The sequence below is a fragment of the Halomonas sp. genome, assembly GCF_033549285.1.
Taxonomy (GTDB): Bacteria; Pseudomonadota; Gammaproteobacteria; order Pseudomonadales; family Halomonadaceae; genus Halomonas.
On record NZ_JAWSUJ010000008.1, the window covers coordinates 14700 to 36934 of the forward strand.

A 22235-nucleotide genomic window follows, 5' to 3' on the forward strand; every position below is an offset into this window, starting at 1 on the left:
GGTAATGTAAGTCTAAGCCGGGTAAAAATCCGCCCGGGCATCACAAAAACAACACAGCGAGCTGAATCATGAGCGAGGCAAATAGTAAAACTGAGATTAAAGCTGGTTATAGCCCTGAGTTGTGGAATGAGGACTTGGAGCCTGTTGGAAAAGAAGGTCGTACCTGGTCCTGGCTAAATATTGCCAGTTTGTGGGTATCGATGGTGGTCTGTGTGCCGGCTTACATGCTAGCGGCAAGCCTTATACCCGAGGGAATGTCGTGGTGGCAGGCGGTACTGACCGTTTTCCTTGCCAACACCATTATTCTTATTCCCATGTTGCTGCTGGGACACGCAGGAACCAAGCATGGAATTCCATTCCCGGTTCTGCTTAGGGCTTCCTTCGGCACATCTGGTGCCAAGTTGGCTGCCATGATGCGTGGCGTTGTGGGCTGCGGATGGTTCGGTATCCAGACCTGGATAGGCGGCTCTGCCATCTATGCTATTCTCAATATCCTTACCGACAGCGCGTTGGTGGGTGATCCCATACCGTTGGTAGGGATCGATTTGGCGCAGCTCTTCTGCTTCTTGGCCTCTTGGGGCATGCACGTCTACTTCATTGCGCGTGGCACAGAGTCGATTCGTTTCCTGGAAACCTATGCGGCCCCTTTCCTCATTGCTATGTGCTTTGGGCTGTTAATCTGGGCTGTCACGAAGGCAGGTGGTTTCGGCTCTATGCTGTCTACGCCATCGGAATTCGTTGAGGGCGGGTCCCGGGAAGGCGAGTTTTGGCTAGCTTTCTGGCCGGGCTTGACTGCAATGGTTGGTTTCTGGGCGACCCTAGCTTTAAACATTCCTGATTTTACCAGGTTCGCCAAGAGTCAGCGGCATCAGCTCGTAGGTCAGGCGCTGGGTCTGCCGATCCCTATGGCAATCCTGGCCTTCATCGCCGTGGCTGTAGCTTCTGCCACCGTGGTGATTTATGGCGAAGCTTTGTGGGATCCGGTTGCCATTACCGAACGCATGGGTGGATTCGCCGTCGTTATTGCCCTACTTGCGCTGATCATTGCCACAGTGACCACCAACCTAGCAGCAAACGTGGTCGCACCTGCCAATGGCTTTGCTAACTTGATGCCGGGAAAAATCACCTTCCGCATGGGGGGCTACATCACCGCCGGCCTGGGTATTGCCATCATGCCTTGGAAGCTTCTGGAAACTACAGGTGCCTACATCTTTACCTGGCTGATTGGCTATTCCGCACTTCTTGGTCCGTTGGCGGGCATTATGTTAGCCGACTATTTGCTGCTCCGTAAAACAGAGTTATCGCATGATGATCTGTTTAAGAGCAATGGAATTTATAGCTATAACAATGGTTGGAACCCGATGGCATGGCTTGCCTTTGTCATCGCTGTCCTGCCTAACCTGCCTGGCTTCCTGTCGGCGGCAGGACTTGTGGATAGCGTTCCTGTATTTTTCTCGACCATCTATAACTATGCCTGGTTTGTCGGTGTCCTAATTGGTGCCATCGTATATCTGGGACTGATGCGCATGAACCAACCCGCTACGGCGAATGTAACGCCGTGATCATAACCTCAGTAATTTTTTCTAAAAGAAGGAAAGGAGAGATCCATGTCCGTCTTGATTAAAGGTGGCACTGTTGTAACTGCCGACCATACTTTTCGTTCTGATGTATACTGCGAAGATGGAAAGATTGTAGCCATTGGAGAAAACCTCGATGTTCCCTTATCGGCTGAAGTGGTAGATGCTAGTGGCCAGTACGTAATGCCTGGGGGGATAGATCCTCATACGCACATGCAATTTCCCTTCATGGGTACGGTTGCCAGTGACGACTTTTATACCGGGACGGCTGCAGCCCTGGCAGGTGGTACCACAAGCATCATCGATTTCGTTATTCCGAAGCCTGGTCAGCGCCTCCTGGAGGCTTATAATCAATGGAGGGAGTGGGCAGAAAAGGCTGCAGCAGATTACACATTCCATGTGGCAATTACCTGGTGGGACGATTCAGTTCATGAAGACATGGAAACCTTGGTGCATGAGCATGGGGTGAACAGTTTCAAGCACTTCATGGCATACAAGAACGCCATCATGGCTGATGACGAAACTTTGGTGAAAAGCTTCCGCCGCTGTGTGGAGCTTGGGGCCATGCCCACAGTTCATGCAGAAAACGGTGAACTGGTTTATCAACTTCAGCAGGAGATGCTGGACAAAGGCATCACTGGCCCAGAGGCACACCCTCTGTCCCGTCCGCCTTTTGTCGAAGGAGAAGCTGCAAACCGTGCGATTCAAGTTGCCCACGCTATGCACACTCCCATCTATATCGTACACGTCTCTTGCAAGGATTCTTTGGATGCCATCACTAGGGCTCGCTCTGCAGGACAGCGGGTCTACGGTGAGGTGCTAGCCGGCCATCTGGCGATTGACGATAGTGTGTATCGGAGCGAGGATTTTGACTTTGCGGCAGGCCATGTGATGAGCCCACCCTTCCGTCCGAAGGAGCATCAGGATGCTCTGTGGAACGGTCTTCAAGGGGGTAACTTGCATACAACGGCGACGGACCACTGCTGTTTTTGCAAGGATCAAAAGGCTGCTGGTCGGGATGATTTTACTAAGATTCCCAATGGTACCGCCGGTGTAGAAGATCGTCTAGCTATCCTCTGGGACGAGGGGGTCAACAAAGGTAGGCTGACTCCGAATGAGTTCGTGGCGGTTACTTCTACCAATACAGCTAAACTATTCAATATCTATCCTCAGAAAGGCAGCATTTCTGTCGGTGCAGATGCGGATATCGTGGTTTGGGACCCGCATAGTTCGCGAACCATTTCGGCAGATACCCATCACATGAATGTTGACTTCAATATCTTTGAAGGCCGGACTGTCAAAGGGATTCCCTCTCATACACTGAGTCACGGTAAGTTGGTCTGGCGAAATGGAGAGCTAAATGCGGTCCGGGGCTCCGGTCGGTATGTCAAGCGCCCATCGTTTGCTCCAGTAATGAAGGCTGTCGCTCGCCAAACGGAACTCAATGAACCACAAGCTGTTAAGCGATAGTCAATATGGATGTGCTGGCGGGATACTATCCCGCCAGTTATTATTATAAATAACGCTAAATTGCTTCATTAAAATAATAATAAATTCACAGAGATGTCCATGCAAAAATGAATAATAATGGCGGAGACTTGATATGAAAAGTTCTGATTATCCACTGAGTGAGGTTCCTTGGGAGTCGCGTAAGGGACTAATTTCGACCTCTGTTGTGTTGATGGGATTTACCTTCTTTACGGCCACCATGTGGGCTGGTGGGAGCATAGGTACCGCTTTCAGTATCAATGAGTTAGTATTGGCAATAGTGGTTGGCAATTTACTTTTGGGAGCTTATGCATCAGGACTGGCCTATATTGCTTGCAAGAGTGGTCTAAATTCAGTCCTGATGGGGCGATTTTGTTTTGGTGAGCTTGGTAGTAAGCTGTCTGATCTACTATTGGGTTTCACTCAAATCGGTTGGTACGCTTGGGGTACTGCTACTATCGCCATTGTGCTTGTGAAAACTACTGGCTTGCCTGGTTGGACTGAAATACCACTGATGGTTTTTTTTGGTATAGCCTTTTGTTTGACGGCTATGATTGGCTATAAGGGGCTCGACTGGTTGTCACGATTTGCCGTGCCCGCAATGTTGGTCTTTATTCTGATTAGCCTCTATACAGGTATTTCTGATGTTGGTGGTTTTTCAGGTTTGTTAGATAAATCACCTAGTGGTGAGATGACTTTTGCAGCTGCCGTCACGGTGATAATTGGAACCTTTGTTAGCGGTGGCACGCAAGCTACAAACTGGAGCCGTTTTGCAAAGTCTCCACGTATCGCAGTTATTTCTACTATGCTTGCTTTTTGTTTCGGTAATGGCTTAATGGTTGTTACTGGTGCATTTGGTGCACTTGTTTACCAGCAAGCAGATATTGTAGATATTATGCTGGCGCAAGGGTTTGTTGTCCTGGCGGTTTTAATGTTGTTTCTTAATATATGGACAACTCAAGATAATACTATTTACAATTTTGCTGTGGCTGGTTGTAATCTTATACGGACACGGCATCGTAGAATTGTAACTCTTATAGGTGCTTTGATAGGTACTATTTTGGCCGTATTCGGTATGTACAATATGTTGATACCGTTCCTTGTGCTCTTGGGTACGTTCATACCTCCATTCGGCGGAGTTATTATGGCGGATTTTTAGCTTCGTCACCGTGGTAACTATCCGCCGATAGCTGAAGTGAGTTTACCAAACTTTAACTGGATTGGCCTTAGCTCTTATGCGTTAGGGTCTGTTGCTGCATTTCTATCGCCCGTATTGCCACCGCTTGTGGGGGTAGGGGTAGCTGCGATTGCATATGCAGTTATGATGGCCGCTTTTGATAAATCTTTAGAAGTTGAGGCAATAAAGCGTCTATAACTAGATGGTTGTATTTAACATGTTATAAATTTCATGATATTTCAGGGGGTTATATGAAGATTGTAAATGCTAGGCTGCGGGGGAGCTCAGGGCTGTACTCAATCGATTTCGACGGCGCGTATTTTTCAAGTATCACTCCCCAGGATCGACAGCTTACATCTGATACTGGCTCCATTGATGCTCGATCGCGTTTGGTATGTGCTCCTTTCGTTGAACCACATATCCATCTAGATGCAGCCTTGACAGCTGGTCAGCCACGTTGGAATAAGAGTGGCACGCTTTTTGAGGGTATTGAGTGTTGGTCAGATCGAAAGTCAATGCTCGAGCCTGATGATATTCGCAATCGAGCACTTGAAACTCTTGAACAGCTAGTTAGCCACGGTGTGCAGTATGTGCGCACTCACGCTGATATTAGCGATCCCAGCCTGGTTGGGCTCAAGACTCTATGCTCTCTACGAGATGAGTTGAGTGATAAGATCCATATTCAGGTTGCGGCCTTTCCTCAGGAAGGCTTGCTATCCTATCCTCGTGGACTTCAATTAATGGAACAGGCGATAGAGTCTGGTGCTGATGTTATCGGTGCAATTCCACACTTTGAATATACTCGGGAAATGGGTGAGTCGTCACTTAAAGAAATTATTCGCTTAGCAGGTGCGCATGACTGCCTTGTAGACGTTCATTGTGACGAGATTGATGATCCAAATTCTCGTTTCCTTGAGGTATTAGCTGCTGAGGCACTTTTTGCTGGTATGGGTAGCAGGGTTACGGCAAGTCATACTACTGCTATGCACTCGTACGACAATGCGTATTGCTCAAAATTGTTTCGACTTTTGAAGCACTCTGGTATTAATTTTATTTCTTGTCCAACAGAAAGTATCCATCTGCAAGGTCGTTTTGATACGTACCCAAAAAGGCGTGGGGTAACACGTGTCAAAGAGCTAGATGCAGCAGGCATCAATGTATGCTTTGCCGAAGATTCGATACGTGATCCATGGTATTCTTTGGGTAATGGCAGGCTTCTAAGAGTTTTGGATTTTGGACTTCATATCTGTCACATGATGGGGCACGAAGATTTTGTTCGCGCATTAGATTTTATAACCGACCACAGCGCTCGTACACTGGGAATTGAGAAGGATTATGGTATTGCGCCAGGCAAGCCAGCTAATTGCATTCTTCTGGATGGTGAGGATGATTATGATGTACTACGTCGGCAAAGTGATGTGCTGCTTTCGATCCGTCAAGGACAGATAATTTTTCAGCGTGAACCTGCCCAGGTCGTTACGCCCAAACACCTATCGGTAAATGCGTAACTCTGTGGGGTTAATAATTCCTTGTTCCCCCGGGTGTGCTCTAAATGTGAGAGTGATATGTGGCTTCACTTCCTTACCGTATTGGTAGCAGGCTCCATGTTGCCCATGCAGGCCGGCATCAATGCTGGCCTTGCTCGTGACTGGGGGCATCCTTTGTGGGCTGCAGCCGTTTCATTTGGTGTCGGGACCTTGGTACTGACGGCTGCTGCCGGACTACTACGTCTTGCACTCCCGGCATGGCAGCAAATAGCAGACATACCTGCTTGGAGCTGGTCTGGCGGGCTGCTTGGGGCCTTCTATGTTACCGTAATGGTCATCTTTGCGCCCAAGCTAGGAGCAGCCACCTTGCTGGCGCTCGTCGTAGCTGGTCAAATGCTTGCATCTACTCTTCTCGACCATTTTGGTCTGCTGGGATTTCCCCAACATGCCATTTCTGGTCCAAGAGTCCTAGGAGTACTACTCCTCTTCTCTGGAGTTATTCTTATTCGTAAATTTTGAATCCGCTTAATTTAGGTTCTTCGAGATCAGCGTGAAACCGAAAGGCCATCGAGCGAAAGCAAGATAGAGAAACGGCATATAATCCGGTTCTTAGTCACTTCACGTGGATTTGGCCTTATCGAACAGGCGCCCCACAGGACTGCCAATCAGGTAGATCATGGAGATGAAGTTGGCCTCGTTCCGGTAGCCGCGTGCGCGTGTTCGAGCCGCCTGGAACAGGCCGTTCATTCCTTCCAATCGCGCGTTCGTCAGTCCTGAGATCCACCGCCTGACCACCGCGTCGGCGCGGCGCTCCAGCGTCGCCAGGGCCTTCCCCACCGGCCTCAGCAATGGTTTCTCCATAACCGCTGACTTCATGATCTTGAGGTAGTTCGTGATGCGCCACCGAACTGCTCGCGGCGTCGGGGCCTTCTGGATCCAGCGCAGCTTCTCCTTGATCACCCAGGCATCGGACGTGGCGCTCTGGTCGGCCACCAGTTCCTGGAGCGTCGCTATCTGCTTGGGCGTCAGGTTCTTGTTTTCCAGGCTTTTCAGTAGTGCCCAGCTCAGCGACTTGGGGTGTCCCTGCTTCCGGCGCTCCTTCTTGCGCACTGATCTTGCCCACCCCCGGCGGGCCGATGAGTTATCGCGATTGTCGAGGAAGGCGAAGTCGAGCAGGGCGTTGACCTGGCGCTTGGTGATGGTGGTCTGGTGCCGGCAGTCGAACCCTTCCAGCCGCTTGTCGCTGGGGAAGCCGGCTTGGCGGCGGTAGAGGTCGATCCGCTTGGCCTCGCGGGTCTGGCGCTCGTGCTCGACCAGCATGTCGGCGAAGGCCAGGTAGGAGACCTCGTTGGCCTCGGCACGGTCCAGCAGGTCGGTGAGATTACCGGCGATGGCGCCGAGCCGCAGGCTGCGGTAGCGCCCAGCGGTCAGCTCAATCTGCCCCATGGGTCACCTCCTGCTGGCCGCTGGAGCGGCCAAGTCGGGCGTACTGAGTAAGGTCTGGGGGCGACGTGCCGGGACCCAGCCGGCGTGTCGCTATCGCCGTCCCGCCCGCGCGCCTTGGCCAGCCTAGCCGCCGCAAGGCGCTCCTTGAGGCCGCCGGCGGTGAGGCGCTCTCGGGTGACCCAGTCACCGATCAACGCCAGGTCCAGCTCGGCCTCGCTCTCCAGCAGCTGCCTGGCGCCTCGCAGTTGATCCTTGTACTGACGTGGCATGGTTTCGCGCAGACGCGCGCAGAGCAGTCGTCCCAGGGGCTCGCCAAGGCATCGCACGATGGCCTGCTCCAGGTCCGCTTCCTTCTGCCGGTGATCGCGGTAGTGGTTCTCGTTGCGTGTGGTGTGCCCCTTGCCCAGGTGCAGGGCGTGGGCAGCGATCACGTCGCCGCTCTCCAGCTCGTGGATCTCAAGCCTGCCGTCCTGCTCCCGGACGCCGACGCGGCCCTGCTGGTAGACCATGGGCACCGAGTACTTGTTGGCCTTTCAGGCAATCAGGCCGGTCTTGTCGACCTGGCGCGGTGCCAGGCCGTCGGCATCCCGCGCCACTTGGGCCGGCGCTAGGTAAGGGCGAAGGTGGGCCTGCTCCTCGGTCGCGAAGTGCGCCCTCGGCTGCCGGCCGGTGGTGCCGTGGGTGCGCACGTTGTCAAACTCATCAAGCCACTGCTGCACATGGCCCCGTAGGTCAGCCTCGTCGCGGAAGGTCTCGGCGTAAAAGGCGTCCTGCTTGGCGTACTTCACGCCGGCCTCGACCTTGCCCTTGCTCTCCGGGTCGTAGCCACGGCAGGCATGGATCCGGAAGCCGGCGGTGGTGGCGTACTCGTGGAAACGCTGGTTGACCTCAAGGTCTCGGAATTCTTTTCGCGATCGCGGTTCGACTGCGCCGCCTCGATGGTGGGCACGTCCTGGCGCAGGTACTTGCGGACGGTGTTGCGCGAGATGCCCAGCTCCTGACCGATGGCGCGGATGGACAGGCCCTGTCCGTCATCGTGTAGCCCTTTGATCCTGTGAATCATTCCCCAGTCCTTCACGTCTCCGTCCTGACCCTTTGCTGAGCCGACACGGTAGGTGGACGGTGGCAACGCTGCCACCTCGGGGGGTGGGGCAATTTACTTGGCCATTAACAATCAGGGCGGCTCGGCGTTTCATGGTCTTTACGGGGCACGGATCTACTCGCCGCTGTTCGCCTCGCTGGCTGAAACCGGCGACATGGTGGGTGGCCTGCTGCGCGAGGGTAACGCCGGCCCGGCCAAGAATGCCGATATCTGGATCCCGCACCTGGTACGGCGGCTCAACGAGAGCACTGGGGCCCGGGTACTGGGACGCATCGACCCCGGTTTCACCGACAACGCGACACTGGAGGCCCTGGAAGAGCGCAACATCCAGTACCTGGGGCGGCTACGCAGCAACAAGGGTCTGCAGAAACTGGCGTCACCGCGCTTGAAGCGGCCACGAGGCCGGCCGCCCGAGCATCCCCGAGAATGGTGCCACGACCTTGAGTACCAAACCGGTTCCTGGCCGTCGCCTCGGCGTGTGGTGCTGGTGGTGCAGGAGCGCCCCGATGACCTGTTGCTGCATGCCTTCTTCCTGGTCACCAACCTCAGTAAGTTCGACTGGCCGCTGGAGAAGGTCCTGGTGCTCTACCGCAAGCGCGGCAGCGCCGAAGCGCACATGGGCGAGGTGAAGTCTGCGCTCGACGTGCATCTCTCGTCGACCGATCGCGGCGCCTCCACTGTTCAGGACGTGATGGCGAGCAACGAGATGAGCCTGCTGCTGAGCATCTACGCCTACCAGGTCCTGCATGGCCTGCGCTGCCTGTTGGAGGGACAGACCCGGCAAGGCTGGAGTCTGAACCGGATGCGCGAGCAGGTGCTCAAGATTGCCGCTACATAGTCGCTGCACGGCCGGCGCATCACCGTCCACCTCGGCGACGATGCCGACAAATGGTGGCCTACCTTGCTGAAGGGACTGCCGTAGCTGGCCGCGCTGAGCTGACGCCCCTGCGAGACCACCACCGCACCAGAAAGCGAACGACCGCAGCGGCGGCCGGCGCCAACGGCTGCTTTGACGGTCAGATTTGATTCCAGGAAGTTATAAAAGACCGAAAAAAAGCAGGATCCGGGCATTTCTCATCAGGCTCACACGCCAGCGATACGGATCCTGATGAGCGATGCTACGGATCAGCAGCTTCAGACCGCCCGATCAGAGCCCTCGTGAATGAGGCGGGATCAGTGGCGCTGGTGGTGCGCTGGCAGCTCAGCTCGACGCGGACAGAGCCATTGAATGAGTGCGCCATGGAAGATATAGTTTATCCTGATGTTGATAGTTTCTCGCAACCCGCATTCTGACTTAATATGCTGTTTTTAAAGAAAATTTCATTAAAGAAATATGTTTCTCTGGCCGTCCTCATGAATAAGCAGGCTTTATCGGGTGGGTACAGAAAGACATTTCAGTACTCTGTCGTCGGATCTCCCTGCTGGGCTGTCGTCCGATACTATTGGCAGAGGTGCCAATGATATGCTTCTTTTGTGATGGTGCTTAGCCGATTGGAGAGGCTTAATGTGACAAAACGATCGAGAGAAACATGAGTCAACCCGCTGCCGATAACAAGTCATCACGTCGTTCTGCCAGTCGTAGAGCTATTGAGCAGAGAATCCTTGATGCTGCCGAAATTATTTTTGCAGAGCATGGATTTGATGGCGCTGCTTTAGAAGCTATTGCCGAAAAGGCAGGTCTTTCCAAGCAGAATATGCTGTATTATTTCTCGTCTAAGGAAAGTCTGTATGAAAATGTGCTGAAACATATTCTTGATCTATGGATCGAGAAAATGGCATTGATGGAGCAAGCTGGCGACACACCTGCGGTAATGCTGGAGAACTATATTCGTGGAAAACTTGAGATTTCACGAGTTCGCCCTTATGGGTCAAAAGTATTTGCTAACGAAGTTATTAGCGGAGCTTCCCATCTGCAGTTCTATCTAGAAAATGATCTCCTACCCCAGCTTGAAGCTGATCTTGAACTGGTTCATGGCTGGATTGATAGCGGGGAAATGGATCCTGTTGATCCCGAGCATCTCTTTTTTACAATTTGGGCTTCCACTCAGACCTATGCAGATTTCTCCTCGCAGATCAGTTTAGCGCTAGGTAAGAGTGAGCTTGACGAAGAAGATTTCCGAAGGGCAGGGGACTTCCTGGTGCATGTGTTGCTCAAGGGGCTTGGTCTAAAAGGGTATTGAAAACATCCCGCTTGGAAATTAGTTGATGTGGGAAGCTATAACTCCCGACATAGACCCGATATAGATCAGGGGGCTGCACTGCAGCCCCCTGAGCTTATGCTTTCCGTCTTAACATTAGAAATGGAATTTGATTAATGCGCTTACTGAGCTCTCGGTATCCATGACATCATCTGAAAGACCATATTTGTTACGCCAATATGCATACTCGATACCGGCATAGAGTACGCCCGGGTTGCCGCTGAAATTGCCGATGTCCAACTTCAGCTGTGGCGTGAAGTTAAGCTCGGACTTGTGATCAGACTCCGCCGTGGAGTAGTCCAGAAACCCATCGAAAAGGAATCGTGCCGCTCCCAGCTCAAATGGGGCACCCCAAGTGAGTGTCAACTGAAGATCATTGTCGATCTGACTGTTGTTGGCGTGATAGAAGGCTGTATTGACATACTGAAAACCGGGGACATCCCAAGACAGGCTGAAACCCGTCAGATAATTATTCAGATCCGTTTCACCCCCAAACTCATAGGTAGCCGCCAAGGAAATATCTTGGAGTGGACCAGCTGAGAAATCCTGACCAGTCAACCAGTTCAGGCTTAGCGTGGGTGAAAATTCGCCATAGACATCGTCCTGGCCACTGGCACTGCCATGTCCTTGGTTGGCGTCGATGAAAAAGAAGGTGCCCCCCCAATCATGGGCCGTGACGTTCTCGAAAGTGAAGAAAGTATGTTCCTGCTGTTCACGTCCGAAAGCTTCATACTGGTCACTGTGTAGCAGCGATATACTAGAGTCTGAAAAAAGCTTCTCGGCTTGGGCCGTGGAAATGCCAGCTATAAATAGGCAGGAAATAGCAATGTAGTGATTATAGTGTCGCATGGTGTATCTCTTGTGTTTGTTGTCGTGAAGCCGCCTTGGATGAATGGACTCACGTGTGTGGAAGGGGTGCCGAAGCGACACCCCAAAGTTTCTCGCTTCAGGCCGCCTCGTTCAGCGAGCCAGTCAGGTCGAGAATTGCTTGCTTGCCGTCGCCGAACAGCATCAGTGTGTTGTCCTTGGCGAACAGCGGATTGGGAAGTCCGGCAAAGCCAGGGCTAAGGCTACGCTTTACCACTACCACTGTGCGTGCCTGGTCAACATCGAGAATAGGCATGCCATAGATCGGGCTTCCCTTGTCTTCCCGCGCCATGGGATTGGTGACGTCGTTGGCACCGATGACGATGACCACATCGGTCTGAGAAAAACTCGGGTTTACTTGGTCCATGGGCTGCATCTTGTCGTAATCCACCTCGGCTTCTGCTAGTAGTACGTTCATATGTCCCGGCATGCGGCCGGCGACGGGGTGCAGGCCATAGATCACTTCCACACCGCGCCTTTCCAGGGTGTCAGACAAATCTCTCACCGCATGCTGTGCCTGTGCCATGGCCATACCAAAGCCGGGCACAATCACTACGCGCTGAGCCGTTTCCAGAAGCATGCTGACTTCCTCAGCGGAGGAGGATTTGACCTTGCCGGCGTACACTTCATCGGCATCTATAGCCTCACCGCCGTCTTCGGATAGCGAGCCAAACAGCACACCTGCCAAAGATCGATTCATGGCCACGCACATGATACGAGTCAAGATCAATCCGGAGGCGCCGACTAAAGCGCCGGAGACAATCAGCACGGTATTACCCATGATGAAGCCTGCAGCTGCAGCCGCGATGCCGGAGTAAGAGTTAAGTAGGGCAATGACGACGGGCATATCGGCGCCACCGATGGGGATGACAAGTGTTATCCCCAACACTAGTGCGATGGACGTTAATAGTAGCAGCAGCCCAATGCCTCCATTTCCAGCGGTCAGGGTCGCTACGATCACTACGGCCAAGGCAAGTAGGGCTGCATTGAATAGCGTGATGCCCTTGAAGCCCATGGGGTTGCCGGGCAGTAGTTCCTGAAGCTTGCCGAAGGCCACTGCACTGCCAGTCAGTGTGACAGCACCAATCAATACAGTTAGGCCGATTGCCAGTAAGCTGATGGCTCCGGTAGCAGCGACCGGCCCGGCAGTAGACAGAAAGCTCGCGACGGCGACGGACAGAGAAGCGCCGCCACCGAACCCGTTCAGCAAAGCGACCATCTGCGGCATGGCGGTCATCTGAATACGAGTAGCTAACAGTATGCCCACCGTTGCGCCTATAAGGCCACCGGCAAGGATCCATCCGTAGGAAAGGATCGATTGATTCAGCAGTGTCACGACAACCGCCAACAGCATGCCGATGGATGCCAGCAAGTTCCCGCGTACGGCAGTGCGGGGGCGAGTCAGGCCTTTAATCCCGGTGATGAATAGCACCGCCGAAGCCAGATAGAATAGATTGACGAACGATACATTCATGGATCAGCCTCTCTTGCGGAACATTTTCAACATGCGGTTGGTGACCAGGAATCCCCCGACCACATTGATCGTGGCCAGGGTGACCGCGACCATGCCGAGAATGGAGACCCAAATTCCGCTGACTTCTCCTGAGCCAGCGGCAAGCAGTGCTCCAACCACAGTTATGCCCGAAATGGCGTTGCTGCCTGACATTAGTGGAGTATGTAGCGTAGCCGGGACCTTGGTAATCAACTCGACCCCCAAAATGACGGCCAACACGAAGAGCGATATCTGCATGATCAGCATATCCATCAGGCTGTCTCCTCTTCACGGACCTGAACGATGGGGAGGCGCTCGCGGATACGCAACGCGTGCACTTTTCCTTGATGAGTCACGACGGTCTCGTCAATAATCTCGTCCTCGAAATCCAGCGTAAGCTTGCCTTCTTCATCCAGTAGGTGACGTAGCAGGTTCTCCATGTTGCGGCCATACATCTGGCTGGCGTGGTGGGGCAGAGTGGCCGCGATATTACTTGGTCCGATGATGGTCACTCCGTAGGCCGTGATCGTCTCACCGGGCTGGCTGAGCTCGCAGTTGCCACCTCGTTCCGCAGCGAGGTCGACAATGATGGCTCCATTTTTCATGCCCTTTACCATCTCTTCTGTGATCAGTACTGGGGCCTTCGCGCCGGGAATTGCCGCCGTAGTCACCACTACATCCTGCTGGGCAAGGACGTCGCTCATCTGCTCACGCTGGCGTCTAATGAAGTCGTCATCCTGCTCGCTGGCATATCCGCCTTGGCCCTCGCTAGACGAGGTGTCCAAATCGAGTTCAATGGGTTTTGCGCCCACGGAGAGGATCTGATCGCGCGCTGCAGGACGTACGTCATAGGCTTCCACCACTGCGCCCAAGCGCTTGGCGGTGGCGGCCGCCTGCAGTCCGGCTACCCCAGCACCCATAATGAAAACGCGTGACGGGTTCAGCGTGCCTGCTGCCGTCATCATCATCGGGAAAATCCTTGGCGCCTGGGAGGCCGCCATCAGCACGGCCTTGTAGCCGGCCAGGGTGGCGATGGAGGAGAGTGCGTCCATGCTTTGGGCGCGGCTGATGCGCGGCACCAGCTCCATCGCCAAGCTGGTGATGCCCCGTTCGGCCAGTCCGTGGAAGCGATCGGATCGAGTCAGGGGATCGAGCATGCCGATGCAGATGTGGCCTTCGCGCAAATCGGCCAGCGCTTCCTCGTGCGAACCGTCGACACAGAGGATGATCTCGCCCTTGTCGAGCAGCTGAGCACGAGTCTCGAGAATCTCGGCACCCGCATCGCGGTAGCTGTCATTGGAAAAACCGGCTGCATCGCCGGCACCTGTCTCAACGAAGACCTTGCAGTCGAGTCCAGTCAGAGCCGATACATTGGCGGGGGTCAGGGCTACCCTGGTCTCACCAGGGTAGCGTTCGCGCATTACAGATAGTCGCATTGTTATTCTCCTGGATGTAATTGATAGCCTTCTCAGGCGTTGGCATGCTCCACCACCGCCTTGAGGAGGACATTACAGCCGGCAGCCAGGTCATCAGCGTCTGCACGCTCCAGCTCGTTGTGGCTTATGCCATTCTCACAGGGGACGAAGACCATGGATGTAGGAGCTACGCGAGCGATGTAACAGGCGTCATGGCCGGCACCGCTGACCATCTCGCGATGGCTGAGCTCGAGTTCCTCAGCAGCCTTGCGCACAGAAGCGACGCACTGCTGATCGAACGGAACCGGCGGTGAGTACCATATCTGCTCGAAGTCCATCTCCAGTTTGAGGTCCCCGACGATGCCTTCCGCCCCCTCTCTCAGAGCCTGATCCATTCGTTCCAGCACACTCGCATCGGGGTGTCGGAAGTCCACGGTGAAAAACACTTGTCCGGGGATGACGTTTCTTGAGTTAGGAAAGACCTGCATCAAGCCTACGGTGGCGCAGGCGTTGGGCTGATTCTCCATTCCGATACGGTTGACCATGTCGACGATGCGGGCAGCGCCCACCAGGGCGTCTCGGCGGCGGGGCATCGGTGTCGGACCGGCGTGTGACTCCTGACCGGTCAGAGTGATCTCGTACCAGCGCTGGCCCTGAGCATCGGTCACCACTCCGATCTGCTGCTGCTCATCCTCGAGGATCGGCCCCTGTTCGATATGGGCCTCGAAGAAGGCCTTGAAGGGGCGACCGCCTACCTCGGCACTGCCGGCATAGCCGATGCGCTGCAGCTCCTCGCCCATTGTTTTTCCGTCGAGGTCGGCACGGCTCAGGCCGTACTCCAGGTCGAAGGCGCCGGCGAATACGCCCGAAGAGACCATCGCCGGCGGGAAACGAGAGCCTTCTTCGTTCGTCCACGCCACCGCCTCCAGTGGCGCCTCGGTCTCGATGCCCTGCTCGTTTAGAGTGCGGAAGATCTCCAAGCCAGCCAGCACACCATAGACGCCGTCGAACTTGCCGCCAGTAGGCTGGGTATCCAGGTGGCTTCCCATGGCGACCGGAGGTAGCGCGTTGTTCTTGCCAGGGCGGCGGGCGAAGATGTTACCCATCTTGTCTACAGTGATACTGCAGCCTGCTTCTTCGCACCATTTGACGAAGAGGTCGCGGCCTTGCTTATCCAGATCTGTCAGCGCTAGCCGGCAGCAGCCACCCTTTTCGGTGCCGCCAATCTCGCCCATTTCCATCAGGCTGTCCCACAGGCGCTTCTTGTTGATGCGAATGTCTTTCATATATTCCTCGAAATGCATTATTGAAATATGGGAATGGCGTGTTCGGAGCTCATGGGCATTAAGGGGCACACTTATGGTTGCCCGAACACGCCTACTTGATGGGGGGCCGGTGATGGTCTCACCGGCGCTTTCGGATCAGCCGCGGAAGCGGGGAATCACATGCTCACCGTACTGCGCGATGATGTTTTCCTCGTCACCGTTGTCCAGGTAGATGTTGAAGTGGGTCATGCCGGCCTCCTGCAGCTTCTGCAGCTTGGCAATATGATCCTCGGGCTGACCCAGAACACAGAAGCTATCCACGATCTCGGGAGTGATGAAATCGAGGTAGGGGTTGTCGCTCTGACCGTGCTTGGAGTAGTCGTAGCCTTTACGTTTCTCGATGTAGTCGGTGAGGCTCTTAGGTACCAGACCACTGTCGGTCCCATACTTCTCGACAATATCCGCAACGTGGTTGCCGACCATTGCAGGGAACCACTTGGTGGCTTCGATGCAGCTCTCCTTGTCACCGAAGTAGGCGGGTGCCGCAACGATCACTTTGTAATCTGACATATCACGGCCGGCATCCTTACCCGCCTTGGTTGCTTGTTTGCCTAGCCATTCGACCAGGTAGGTGTCACCGATCTGCAGGATGACGCCATCGCCTACCTCGCCGGCCGTCTGCAGGGCCTTGGGGCCATAGGCACCGATATGTACGGGCAACTCGTAGCCGTCGGCCCACGGGAACTTGACCGGTTCTGGGCACTCCCCGTAGATTACTTCCTCGCCGCGTACCATGGCCTTGACCTTCTGGGTGAACTCGGTGAGGCGAGCCAGCGTTGCCGGTTTCTTGCCCATGACGCGCACTGAGCTGTCGCCACGTCCCAGGCCGATATCGAAGCGTCCCCCACTTTGTTTTGCCAGGCTGCCGAACAGGCTGGCTGCCAATGACCAGTCCCGAGCATTGGGGTTTGTGACGCAAGGGGCAAAGCGCATTTTCGTTGTGTGCTCCATGCACATGGCAATGGCCGGGTAACATTCCCGCCAAAGGATGTGGGAGTCGTAGAACCAGCAATAGTCAAAGCCGGCTGCCTCGGCCTGCTTGACCAGATCACGAGCGCGGTCGGGGCTGACGAATCCCTTGAAACAGATGCCGAATTCCATGGTGTTACTCCTTTCGTTGTGCTTGTTTGATGTTGACGTATTGAAGATTTATCTTAGGCGTCGGGTGCCCAGATACGAATACCCGCATGGGTAAAGGGAACCTTTTTGGAGATGTTAAGACGGATCAGAATTGGCGTAATTGCCTCAATGCAGCGCGCATTGATCGCGGGGCCTGCGTTGTAGGCCGCAACGTCAAGCTGACGGATAAGTTCGATTACCTTTTCTTTTGCTGCCAGGTCGTTACCGCAAACCAGGACGTCACAGTTGATGTGATGATCCAGCTGGTTAAGGGTCGCCGCTGAGACGTTGTGGAGCGCACCTACTACGGGAATTGCCTCACCCAGCAGGGCCTGGGCCGCCTCGGTGGCCGAGCCGGCGGTGGGCATATCGACCTTCTTGGGGTCGCCATCTGCCAGCGGCACTACGATGTCGATCAGAATTTTGCCGGGCAGAAGGTCGCGAATTGACTCGAGGGTGACGTCGTGAGCGCTGTAGGGAACGGCAAGGATCACCATTTCGTCGGCGGCCACCACGGCTTCACGAAGCGTTTTACCGCTTATGTTGGCAGCCCCATCGAGCTGGGCGTTTAGCTCGTCGGCGATGCCTTGGGCGCGTGCACCGTCGCGGGAGCCGATCACTACCGGGGTGCCGGCGCGCGCGAAACGCAGAGCCAAGCCTCGGCCCTGCGGGCCGGTACCGCCAAGAATTGCAATGCTCATCGGAACAGGTCCTCTTGTTGGGGTCTTATCAGCTCGTTCGCTGAACTGTCGCAGGGTTGCCAATCGATGCCGCGGAACAGCACGACCGGCGTCTTGTCGCTTTTGCCCATCACCAGGCCCGAAGCGGCTGCCAGCTCGTCGGCTAGTGCCGGCATGGTGACGGAGAGCACGCGACCGAAAGCGTCTCGTTCGCCTACCATGTCGATGCGCGCGGGCACTCGGGCGAGACCGATGGCCACGTTGACCAGGCCCATGCGCCAGGGGCGGCCGAAGGTGTCTGTGACCACAATGCCCAGGGGTACCCCGAAGGCCGCCTCGAGGCGCTCGCATAGGCGCCCGGCGCTGGCATCGGGATCCTGCGGCAGCAGGATGATGGTTTCCTCGGCGCCGACGTTGGACTCATCCACAGCGGCGTTGGCGCAGATGAACCCCAGCCGGTGCTCTGCGATCAGAGTGCCCTCGTCCTGTTCGGGGCGCTTCACGGCACGTACGACACGGGTCGATTCGCCTAGGATCGCCTCCACCTTGCGGGGATCCTTGTTGACTTGCTTGGCCAGCGTCTCGGCCTCGGCACTTGGAGTGATATCGGCTAGTGCCACCACCCGGCCCTCCGCCTTGGAGATCACCTTGTGCGCGATCACCAAAATGTCCCCCTCTCTCAGGGTCATGTCACGACGGCGCAGGCTCTCGATCAAGATCGCGGCCAGGTCATCTCCCGGATGGATGTCAGGAATGCCCGGTAGTGCCAGGAGGTTGACGTGTCCCGATGTCATCAGGGCGTCGTCAGCCAGGCTGCCCAGGGCGTCATCTCGCAAGGTGTCATGCACAGATTCCATAGCTTCTTCAGCTCCTGCGGCGTCTCGCCGCCATGGTGTTGGATCAACGCATCCAGGGTTTTAAGGTCCGTGGGGGTGTCCAGGTCGAAGCGCAGATGCGTCAGCTCCAGCACCTGGCAGGGGAGTCCTCGCCGCAGGGCCGCTTCGCGATGGGCCTCGGCTGAGCGAGGGCCAAATCGAAACGGCAGCGCGTCGGGGGGTGAGGTCAGCAGGGCGTTGGTACCGCCATCACTGGCCGGGCAGATCACCGCACATTCGCCCTGTTCCTGGGCTCCCAGCAGCCTGCGGATCTCCGTCTCGTCGAGTTGGACGATATCCGCGGGGATCAGCAGTTGGGCCTGATAGCCCTGCTGACAGGCCCATTCAGCGGCACGCTGTGCCGCCATCGAGAGGCCTTCTGCCACGGGCTCTTCGAGAACTCTGGCACCATGGCGCCGTGCTAGTCGGGCGATCGCTGGAGATGCAGTAACCACCAGGCGGTCATGGTCTGGGAACCACTTGGCAAGGAAGTGCAGGGTGTGTTCACACAGACGGCGAGCCAGTGCCGAGCGGTGGCCTGGCGAGAGCTTCTGGCCCAGTCGACTCTTAGCCAGGCTGAAAGCCTTGACCGGGATGACGATCAGCGGCTTCTCAGTCATGCCTCGACCTCCTCCCGCTCCCGTCGGAAGGTGTCGGCGAAGGCGATGGTCTCCTCGGCTACGCGTGCTTTCTCCTCGGCCCGGGTCATTAGGGTTGCCATGGTCATGACGCGCAGATCTTTGGCTTCCAGTTCAGCGCGGTCGGCACCGTCGTCTTGATCGATAACCAGGCCATCGAGCAGGCCCGTATAGCTGGCGGCGACGCCTAGGTTGCTGCAGGGATAGCCCATGGCGCTCAGCATGCGATCGGCGGGTCCCTTGACGGTGCGCCCGCCGATCAGCGGTGAAACGGCGACCCTAACGGCACGCGTCGTCTCTAGGGCGCGGCGGATGCCTGGCACAGCGAGAATAGGCGCGATGCTGACCACGGGGTTGCTGGGGGCGATCAGTACGATATCGGCCGTCTTGATGGCTGCCAGGGCCTCGGGTGTCGCGCGTGCCTCGGTGGCACCCTCGAAGCGGACCTCCTGAACCTCGGGGAGGCAGCGCTCCCGTACGAAGTACTCCTGGAAGGCCAGCCAGCCCTGCTCGGTTCTCACCCGGGTCTGCAGCGGATCATCCGTGGGCAGCAGCAGGTTGATCGTCACGCCCAGGGACTCGGCGATCTTCTGGGCGATGGCGCTGGGGCGAATACCCTGGTGGCGCAGCTGCGTGCGAAAGATGTGGGTCGCCATGTCCTGGTCACCCAGTGACATCCAGGTTTCACAGCCCAGGCGCTCGAGCCCCGCCAGCACACGGTGGCTCTCGCCGGTCAGTCCCCAGCCCTGCTTTCGGTCGATCAGGTTCGCTAGGCTGTAGGTCAGGGTATCGATATCCGGGGAGACCCAGAGGCCGTGGAACTCTTGGTCATCGGCCACGTTACCGATTATCGATAGTCGCTCGGGAGGGTAGATGGCGGCCAGCCCCTCGGCCAGCTTGGCACCCCCCACGCCGCCGGCCAGCAGTGTGATGCGGGGCGTCATGCCAGACCTCCCACGGCGTGACGCTGAGGCGTGCTAGCGACTGGATCGTCGAAGGTCTCCACGGTCTGGTAGATGGTGTTGCGACGCACTGGGCGACGGCCCATGTCGCGAATCATGGTCGCCAACTCGTCGGGGAGCATCTCTTGACCATGCTCACCGCCTGCGGCCCGCGAGATACTCTCGTTCATCAGGGTGCCACCCATGTCGTTGACGCCGGCCGCCAACATCTGGCGGGCAAGGTCCGGCCCCAACTTCACCCAGGAGGCCTGAATGTTGTCGATCCAGCCGTCCAGCATCAGGCGTGCCACGGCATGCATGCGGATATGCTCGAGTCGTGTAGGGCCCGGACGAACGCCCTCGTGCTCGAGGAAGAGTGGTGTCTTGTAGTGCACAAATCCCAGCGGCACGAACTCGGTGAACCCACCAGTGCGCTTCTGAATATCGCGGAGCAGGGCGATATGTGCGGCCCAGTGCTCGGGGCCATCGATATGGCCGTACATAATAGTCGAAGTGGTCGGCAGTCCTTCCTCGTGAGCCGTGGTGATGATCTCCACCCACTGGTCTGTGGTCAGCTTGTCGCGGGTCAGCTGCTTGCGCACCTCGGTATCGAGGATCTCGGCCGCGGTGCCGGGCATGGAGCCTAGACCGTTGTCTACCAGGTCGCGGATAAAGTCGCGGTAAGAGAGGCGGCTCTTGTTGGCACCGAACCAGATCTCGAAGGGTGAGAAAGCGTGGATATGCATATCCGGGAGGACCGCCTTGATGGCCTTGAGCATATCCCGATAGAAGTGGCCAGGGATGTTCGGATGTAGCCCCCCCTGAATACACACCTCAGTGGCACCCTTGTCCCAAGCTTCCTGAGCCCGGCGCACGATCTCGTCGAGATCGAAGAACTCTGCCTCGGGATCATCCTTGCGCTTGGCGAAGTTGCAGAAGCGACAGCCCATATAACAGACATTGGTGTAGTTGATGTTGCGGGTGATGACGAAAGTGGCATCGTCGCCTACCCGACGACGGCGAACCTCGTTGGCGGTGGCCGTCAGGGCATCCAGGTCGGCTCCCTCGACTTGGAAGAGGTGAATGGCATCGGTCTCACTGAGCTCATGGCCTGACAGGACGCTCTCCAGCAGCTGCCGGGTCCTTCTACTTACTTTGTGGCTGGCCAACTCAGCAGGCTGGCGACCGAACATATGGAGTTGAGTTGTTGTTGTCTGCATGGGGTAGCTCCTGTTGAAGGCGGGGTCTTAGATGCACTGTTGCAGTGCCAGACCATCATCGCGCTTGATGTCATCAAGCCGAGCAGCTAGTGGGGCGGTGAGGAAGTGTTCCGGAAACGCCAGGTAGCGCGGATAGATCGCCAGTCGCTCCTCGAGGTCGTATCCGCAGCGAGCAGTGGCTTGCCGCAGTGCATCAATCTGGGGCCAGGCCCGCTCCGGATTGATATGGTCGATGGTCACCGGGGAGATACCCCCCCAGTCATTGATACCAGCGCCGATATAGGCCGCGAAGCGCGACTCCAGGTTGGGTGGGGCCTGCAGACTAATCGAGGGATCCAGCAGCAGGCGCGCCAGAACCAGGGTTCGGACCATGTCATTCAAGTCAGGCTCCGGGTGGTTGGCCATGGCGGTGCCCGGTTTTGCACGGAAATTCTGAACGATGACTTCTTGAATATGGCTGTAATGGCGATGCTGAGCGTTGATGGCCATCAGGCTGTCGACACGCTCCTCCCAAGTCTCGCCAATGCCGATGAGGATGCCGGTAGTGAAGGGAATACCATGGTGTCCGGCGCGCTCTAGGGTGCGCAGTCGTTGAACCGGCACCTTGTCAGGACATGCGTAGTGGGCCTGCCCCCGCTGCAGCAGTCGACGGCTGATGTTTTCCAGCATCATGCCCATGCTGACGCTGACTGGCTTCAGGCGAGCGATCTCCTCGTCGGAGAGGGTGCCGGCATTGACATGGGGAAGCATCGAGGTCTCTTCGAGCACGCGTCGGCACATCTCGATCAGGTAATCGATCATGCTCTCGTGGCCCAGGCGTCCCAGGGCCTCGCGGGCCTCCGGGTAGCGCAATTCCGGCTTCTCTCCGAGACTGAAAAGTACTTCCTTGCAACCCAGCCGTTCGCCTTCCTTGACCACGGCCATGACCTCGTCGGGAGTCATGATCCTGGCATCGGGTGATCCCGGCTTCTTGACGAAGGTGCAGTAACCGCAGTCATCGCGGCACATGTTAGTGAGCGGAACAAAAACCTTGCGCGAGTAAGTTAAGGTCTTTCCCCAGTGCGCATCACGCAACTGAGCAGCACGTTCGGAATGTTTCTTGAGCTCGTGAGGTGACGCCGTCTCAAGCGCCAAGGCTTCTGAGCGAGTCAGCATGGGTGTGCGCTCCTGTTTTTGTTGTGCGCTTCA

At 56.3% G+C, this 22235-nt stretch carries 20 protein-coding genes and 3 pseudogenes; 7 read left to right on the forward strand and 16 right to left on the reverse strand.

The genetic code is table 11. From position 1 onward, the window contains the following. Nucleotides 1–68 precede the first annotated feature (68 nt). The 5 genes and pseudogenes from SCI24_RS03210 (at nt 69) to SCI24_RS03230 (ending at nt 6248) form a co-directional block, all read left to right on the forward strand. Nucleotides 69–1562: an NCS1 family nucleobase:cation symporter-1 gene (locus tag SCI24_RS03210; RefSeq protein WP_318723968.1), complete on the forward strand. Its 1494-nt coding sequence runs from the start codon at nt 69–71 to the stop codon at nt 1560–1562. A 45-nt stretch (nt 1563–1607) separates the two neighbouring features. Further along, the gene (gene hydA / locus SCI24_RS03215; RefSeq protein WP_318723969.1) at nt 1608–3047 is read left to right on the forward strand and encodes a dihydropyrimidinase; all 1440 of its coding nucleotides are present in this window, start codon (nt 1608–1610) and stop codon (nt 3045–3047) included. A 133-nt stretch (nt 3048–3180) separates the two neighbouring features. Next, nucleotides 3181–4440, forward strand: a pseudogene (codB, locus tag SCI24_RS03220) (cytosine permease). A 53-nt stretch (nt 4441–4493) separates the two neighbouring features. Next, entirely contained in the window at nt 4494–5750 is a 1257-nt protein-coding gene (gene codA / locus SCI24_RS03225) for a cytosine deaminase (RefSeq protein WP_318723970.1), read from the forward strand. Nucleotides 5751–5807: 57 nt separating this feature from the next. Next, entirely contained in the window at nt 5808–6248 is a 441-nt protein-coding gene (locus tag SCI24_RS03230; RefSeq protein WP_318723972.1) for a DMT family transporter, read from the forward strand. A gap of 99 nt (nt 6249–6347) precedes the next feature. Here SCI24_RS03230 and SCI24_RS03235 read toward each other — a convergent pair whose 3' ends face one another. The 4 genes and pseudogenes from SCI24_RS03235 to SCI24_RS21530 all read right to left on the reverse strand — a co-directional run. Then, the gene (locus SCI24_RS03235) at nt 6348–7175 is read right to left on the reverse strand and encodes a transposase (RefSeq protein ID WP_318723973.1); all 828 of its coding nucleotides are present in this window, start codon (nt 7173–7175) and stop codon (nt 6348–6350) included. Beyond that, the gene (locus SCI24_RS21520) at nt 7157–7684 is read right to left on the reverse strand and encodes a hypothetical protein (protein WP_412928922.1); all 528 of its coding nucleotides are present in this window, start codon (nt 7682–7684) and stop codon (nt 7157–7159) included. Before SCI24_RS21520 ends, SCI24_RS03235 begins: the two co-directional genes overlap by 19 nt. Before the next feature lie 24 nt (nt 7685–7708). Then, nucleotides 7709–8017 (reverse strand): integrase core domain-containing protein, encoded by a 309-nt coding sequence (locus tag SCI24_RS21525; RefSeq protein WP_412928943.1) that lies wholly within the window; start codon nt 8015–8017, stop codon nt 7709–7711. Nucleotides 8018–8124: 107 nt separating this feature from the next. Beyond that, a pseudogene (locus SCI24_RS21530) lies at nt 8125–8238 on the reverse strand (helix-turn-helix domain-containing protein); the annotation flags it as partial. A 109-nt stretch (nt 8239–8347) separates the two neighbouring features. Here SCI24_RS21530 and SCI24_RS03245 point away from each other — a divergent pair. After that, nucleotides 8348–9199 (forward strand): annotated as a pseudogene (locus SCI24_RS03245) (IS1380 family transposase); the annotation flags it as partial. A gap of 607 nt (nt 9200–9806) precedes the next feature. After that, entirely contained in the window at nt 9807–10457 is a 651-nt protein-coding gene (locus SCI24_RS03250) for a TetR/AcrR family transcriptional regulator (protein ID WP_318723974.1), read from the forward strand. A gap of 114 nt (nt 10458–10571) precedes the next feature. On the opposite strand, the gene SCI24_RS03255 is transcribed toward SCI24_RS03250, so the two are convergent. From SCI24_RS03255 to cofG, 12 genes are all read right to left on the reverse strand, one after another. Then, nucleotides 10572–11324, reverse strand: coding sequence for an outer membrane protein OmpK (locus tag SCI24_RS03255; protein WP_318723975.1), 753 nt, complete (start codon nt 11322–11324; stop codon nt 10572–10574). 97 nt (nt 11325–11421) lie between these two features. Then, the gene (locus SCI24_RS03260) at nt 11422–12816 is read right to left on the reverse strand and encodes an NAD(P)(+) transhydrogenase (Re/Si-specific) subunit beta (protein WP_318723976.1); all 1395 of its coding nucleotides are present in this window, start codon (nt 12814–12816) and stop codon (nt 11422–11424) included. Nucleotides 12817–12819: 3 nt separating this feature from the next. Then, nucleotides 12820–13107 carry an NAD(P) transhydrogenase subunit alpha gene (locus tag SCI24_RS03265; protein ID WP_318723978.1) on the reverse strand — a complete coding sequence of 96 codons (288 nt, stop codon included), beginning with the start codon at nt 13105–13107 and terminating at the stop codon, nt 12820–12822. Further along, on the reverse strand, nt 13107–14270 hold the full coding sequence (locus SCI24_RS03270) for a Re/Si-specific NAD(P)(+) transhydrogenase subunit alpha (protein WP_318723980.1): 1164 nt from the start codon (nt 14268–14270) through the stop codon (nt 13107–13109). The genes SCI24_RS03265 and SCI24_RS03270 overlap by 1 nt, the downstream gene beginning before the upstream one ends. Nucleotides 14271–14302: 32 nt before the next feature. Further along, entirely contained in the window at nt 14303–15535 is a 1233-nt protein-coding gene (locus SCI24_RS03275; RefSeq protein ID WP_318723981.1) for a Zn-dependent hydrolase, read from the reverse strand. Nucleotides 15536–15670: 135 nt separating this feature from the next. Continuing rightward, nucleotides 15671–16675, reverse strand: coding sequence for a TIGR03842 family LLM class F420-dependent oxidoreductase (locus tag SCI24_RS03280; RefSeq protein ID WP_412928926.1), 1005 nt, complete (start codon nt 16673–16675; stop codon nt 15671–15673). A 53-nt stretch (nt 16676–16728) separates the two neighbouring features. Further along, the gene (npdG, locus tag SCI24_RS03285; protein ID WP_318723982.1) at nt 16729–17394 is read right to left on the reverse strand and encodes an NADPH-dependent F420 reductase; all 666 of its coding nucleotides are present in this window, start codon (nt 17392–17394) and stop codon (nt 16729–16731) included. Beyond that, nucleotides 17391–18230, reverse strand: coding sequence for a coenzyme F420-0:L-glutamate ligase (cofE, locus tag SCI24_RS03290; RefSeq protein WP_318723983.1), 840 nt, complete (start codon nt 18228–18230; stop codon nt 17391–17393). The genes npdG and cofE overlap by 4 nt, the downstream gene beginning before the upstream one ends. Continuing rightward, the gene (cofC, locus tag SCI24_RS03295; RefSeq protein WP_318723984.1) at nt 18167–18868 is read right to left on the reverse strand and encodes a 2-phospho-L-lactate guanylyltransferase; all 702 of its coding nucleotides are present in this window, start codon (nt 18866–18868) and stop codon (nt 18167–18169) included. The genes cofE and cofC overlap by 64 nt, the downstream gene beginning before the upstream one ends. Further along, entirely contained in the window at nt 18865–19830 is a 966-nt protein-coding gene (cofD, locus tag SCI24_RS03300) for a 2-phospho-L-lactate transferase (protein WP_318723985.1), read from the reverse strand. The genes cofC and cofD overlap by 4 nt, the downstream gene beginning before the upstream one ends. Then, on the reverse strand, nt 19827–21047 hold the full coding sequence (gene cofH / locus SCI24_RS03305) for a 5-amino-6-(D-ribitylamino)uracil--L-tyrosine 4-hydroxyphenyl transferase CofH (protein ID WP_318723987.1): 1221 nt from the start codon (nt 21045–21047) through the stop codon (nt 19827–19829). Before cofH ends, cofD begins: the two co-directional genes overlap by 4 nt. Nucleotides 21048–21074: 27 nt before the next feature. Next, nucleotides 21075–22202, reverse strand: coding sequence for a 7,8-didemethyl-8-hydroxy-5-deazariboflavin synthase CofG (cofG, locus tag SCI24_RS03310; protein WP_318723988.1), 1128 nt, complete (start codon nt 22200–22202; stop codon nt 21075–21077). Nucleotides 22203–22235 lie beyond the last annotated feature (33 nt).

What these genes read in the sequence shown, in the direction of transcription:
- SCI24_RS03210 (WP_318723968.1), top strand. Translation starts at nt 69, where the DNA reads ATGAGCGAGGCAAATAGTAAAACTGAGATTAAAGCTGGTTATAGCCCT.
- hydA (WP_318723969.1), top strand. Translation starts at nt 1,608, where the DNA reads ATGTCCGTCTTGATTAAAGGTGGCACTGTTGTAACTGCCGACCATACT.
- codA (WP_318723970.1), top strand. Translation starts at nt 4,494, where the DNA reads ATGAAGATTGTAAATGCTAGGCTGCGGGGGAGCTCAGGGCTGTACTCA.
- SCI24_RS03230 (WP_318723972.1), top strand. Translation starts at nt 5,808, where the DNA reads ATGTGGCTTCACTTCCTTACCGTATTGGTAGCAGGCTCCATGTTGCCC.
- SCI24_RS03235 (WP_318723973.1), bottom strand. Translation starts at nt 7,175, where the DNA reads ATGGGGCAGATTGAGCTGACCGCTGGGCGCTACCGCAGCCTGCGGCTC.
- SCI24_RS21520 (WP_412928922.1), bottom strand. Translation starts at nt 7,684, where the DNA reads ATGGTCTACCAGCAGGGCCGCGTCGGCGTCCGGGAGCAGGACGGCAGG.
- SCI24_RS03250 (WP_318723974.1), top strand. Translation starts at nt 9,807, where the DNA reads ATGAGTCAACCCGCTGCCGATAACAAGTCATCACGTCGTTCTGCCAGT.
- SCI24_RS03255 (WP_318723975.1), bottom strand. Translation starts at nt 11,324, where the DNA reads ATGCGACACTATAATCACTACATTGCTATTTCCTGCCTATTTATAGCT.
- SCI24_RS03260 (WP_318723976.1), bottom strand. Translation starts at nt 12,816, where the DNA reads ATGAATGTATCGTTCGTCAATCTATTCTATCTGGCTTCGGCGGTGCTA.
- SCI24_RS03265 (WP_318723978.1), bottom strand. Translation starts at nt 13,107, where the DNA reads ATGGATATGCTGATCATGCAGATATCGCTCTTCGTGTTGGCCGTCATT.
- SCI24_RS03270 (WP_318723980.1), bottom strand. Translation starts at nt 14,270, where the DNA reads ATGCGACTATCTGTAATGCGCGAACGCTACCCTGGTGAGACCAGGGTA.
- SCI24_RS03275 (WP_318723981.1), bottom strand. Translation starts at nt 15,535, where the DNA reads ATGAAAGACATTCGCATCAACAAGAAGCGCCTGTGGGACAGCCTGATG.
- SCI24_RS03280 (WP_412928926.1), bottom strand. Translation starts at nt 16,675, where the DNA reads ATGGAATTCGGCATCTGTTTCAAGGGATTCGTCAGCCCCGACCGCGCT.
- npdG (WP_318723982.1), bottom strand. Translation starts at nt 17,394, where the DNA reads ATGAGCATTGCAATTCTTGGCGGTACCGGCCCGCAGGGCCGAGGCTTG.
- cofE (WP_318723983.1), bottom strand. Translation starts at nt 18,230, where the DNA reads ATGGAATCTGTGCATGACACCTTGCGAGATGACGCCCTGGGCAGCCTG.
- cofC (WP_318723984.1), bottom strand. Translation starts at nt 18,868, where the DNA reads ATGACTGAGAAGCCGCTGATCGTCATCCCGGTCAAGGCTTTCAGCCTG.
- cofD (WP_318723985.1), bottom strand. Translation starts at nt 19,830, where the DNA reads ATGACGCCCCGCATCACACTGCTGGCCGGCGGCGTGGGGGGTGCCAAG.
- cofH (WP_318723987.1), bottom strand. Translation starts at nt 21,047, where the DNA reads ATGCAGACAACAACAACTCAACTCCATATGTTCGGTCGCCAGCCTGCT.
- cofG (WP_318723988.1), bottom strand. Translation starts at nt 22,202, where the DNA reads ATGCTGACTCGCTCAGAAGCCTTGGCGCTTGAGACGGCGTCACCTCAC.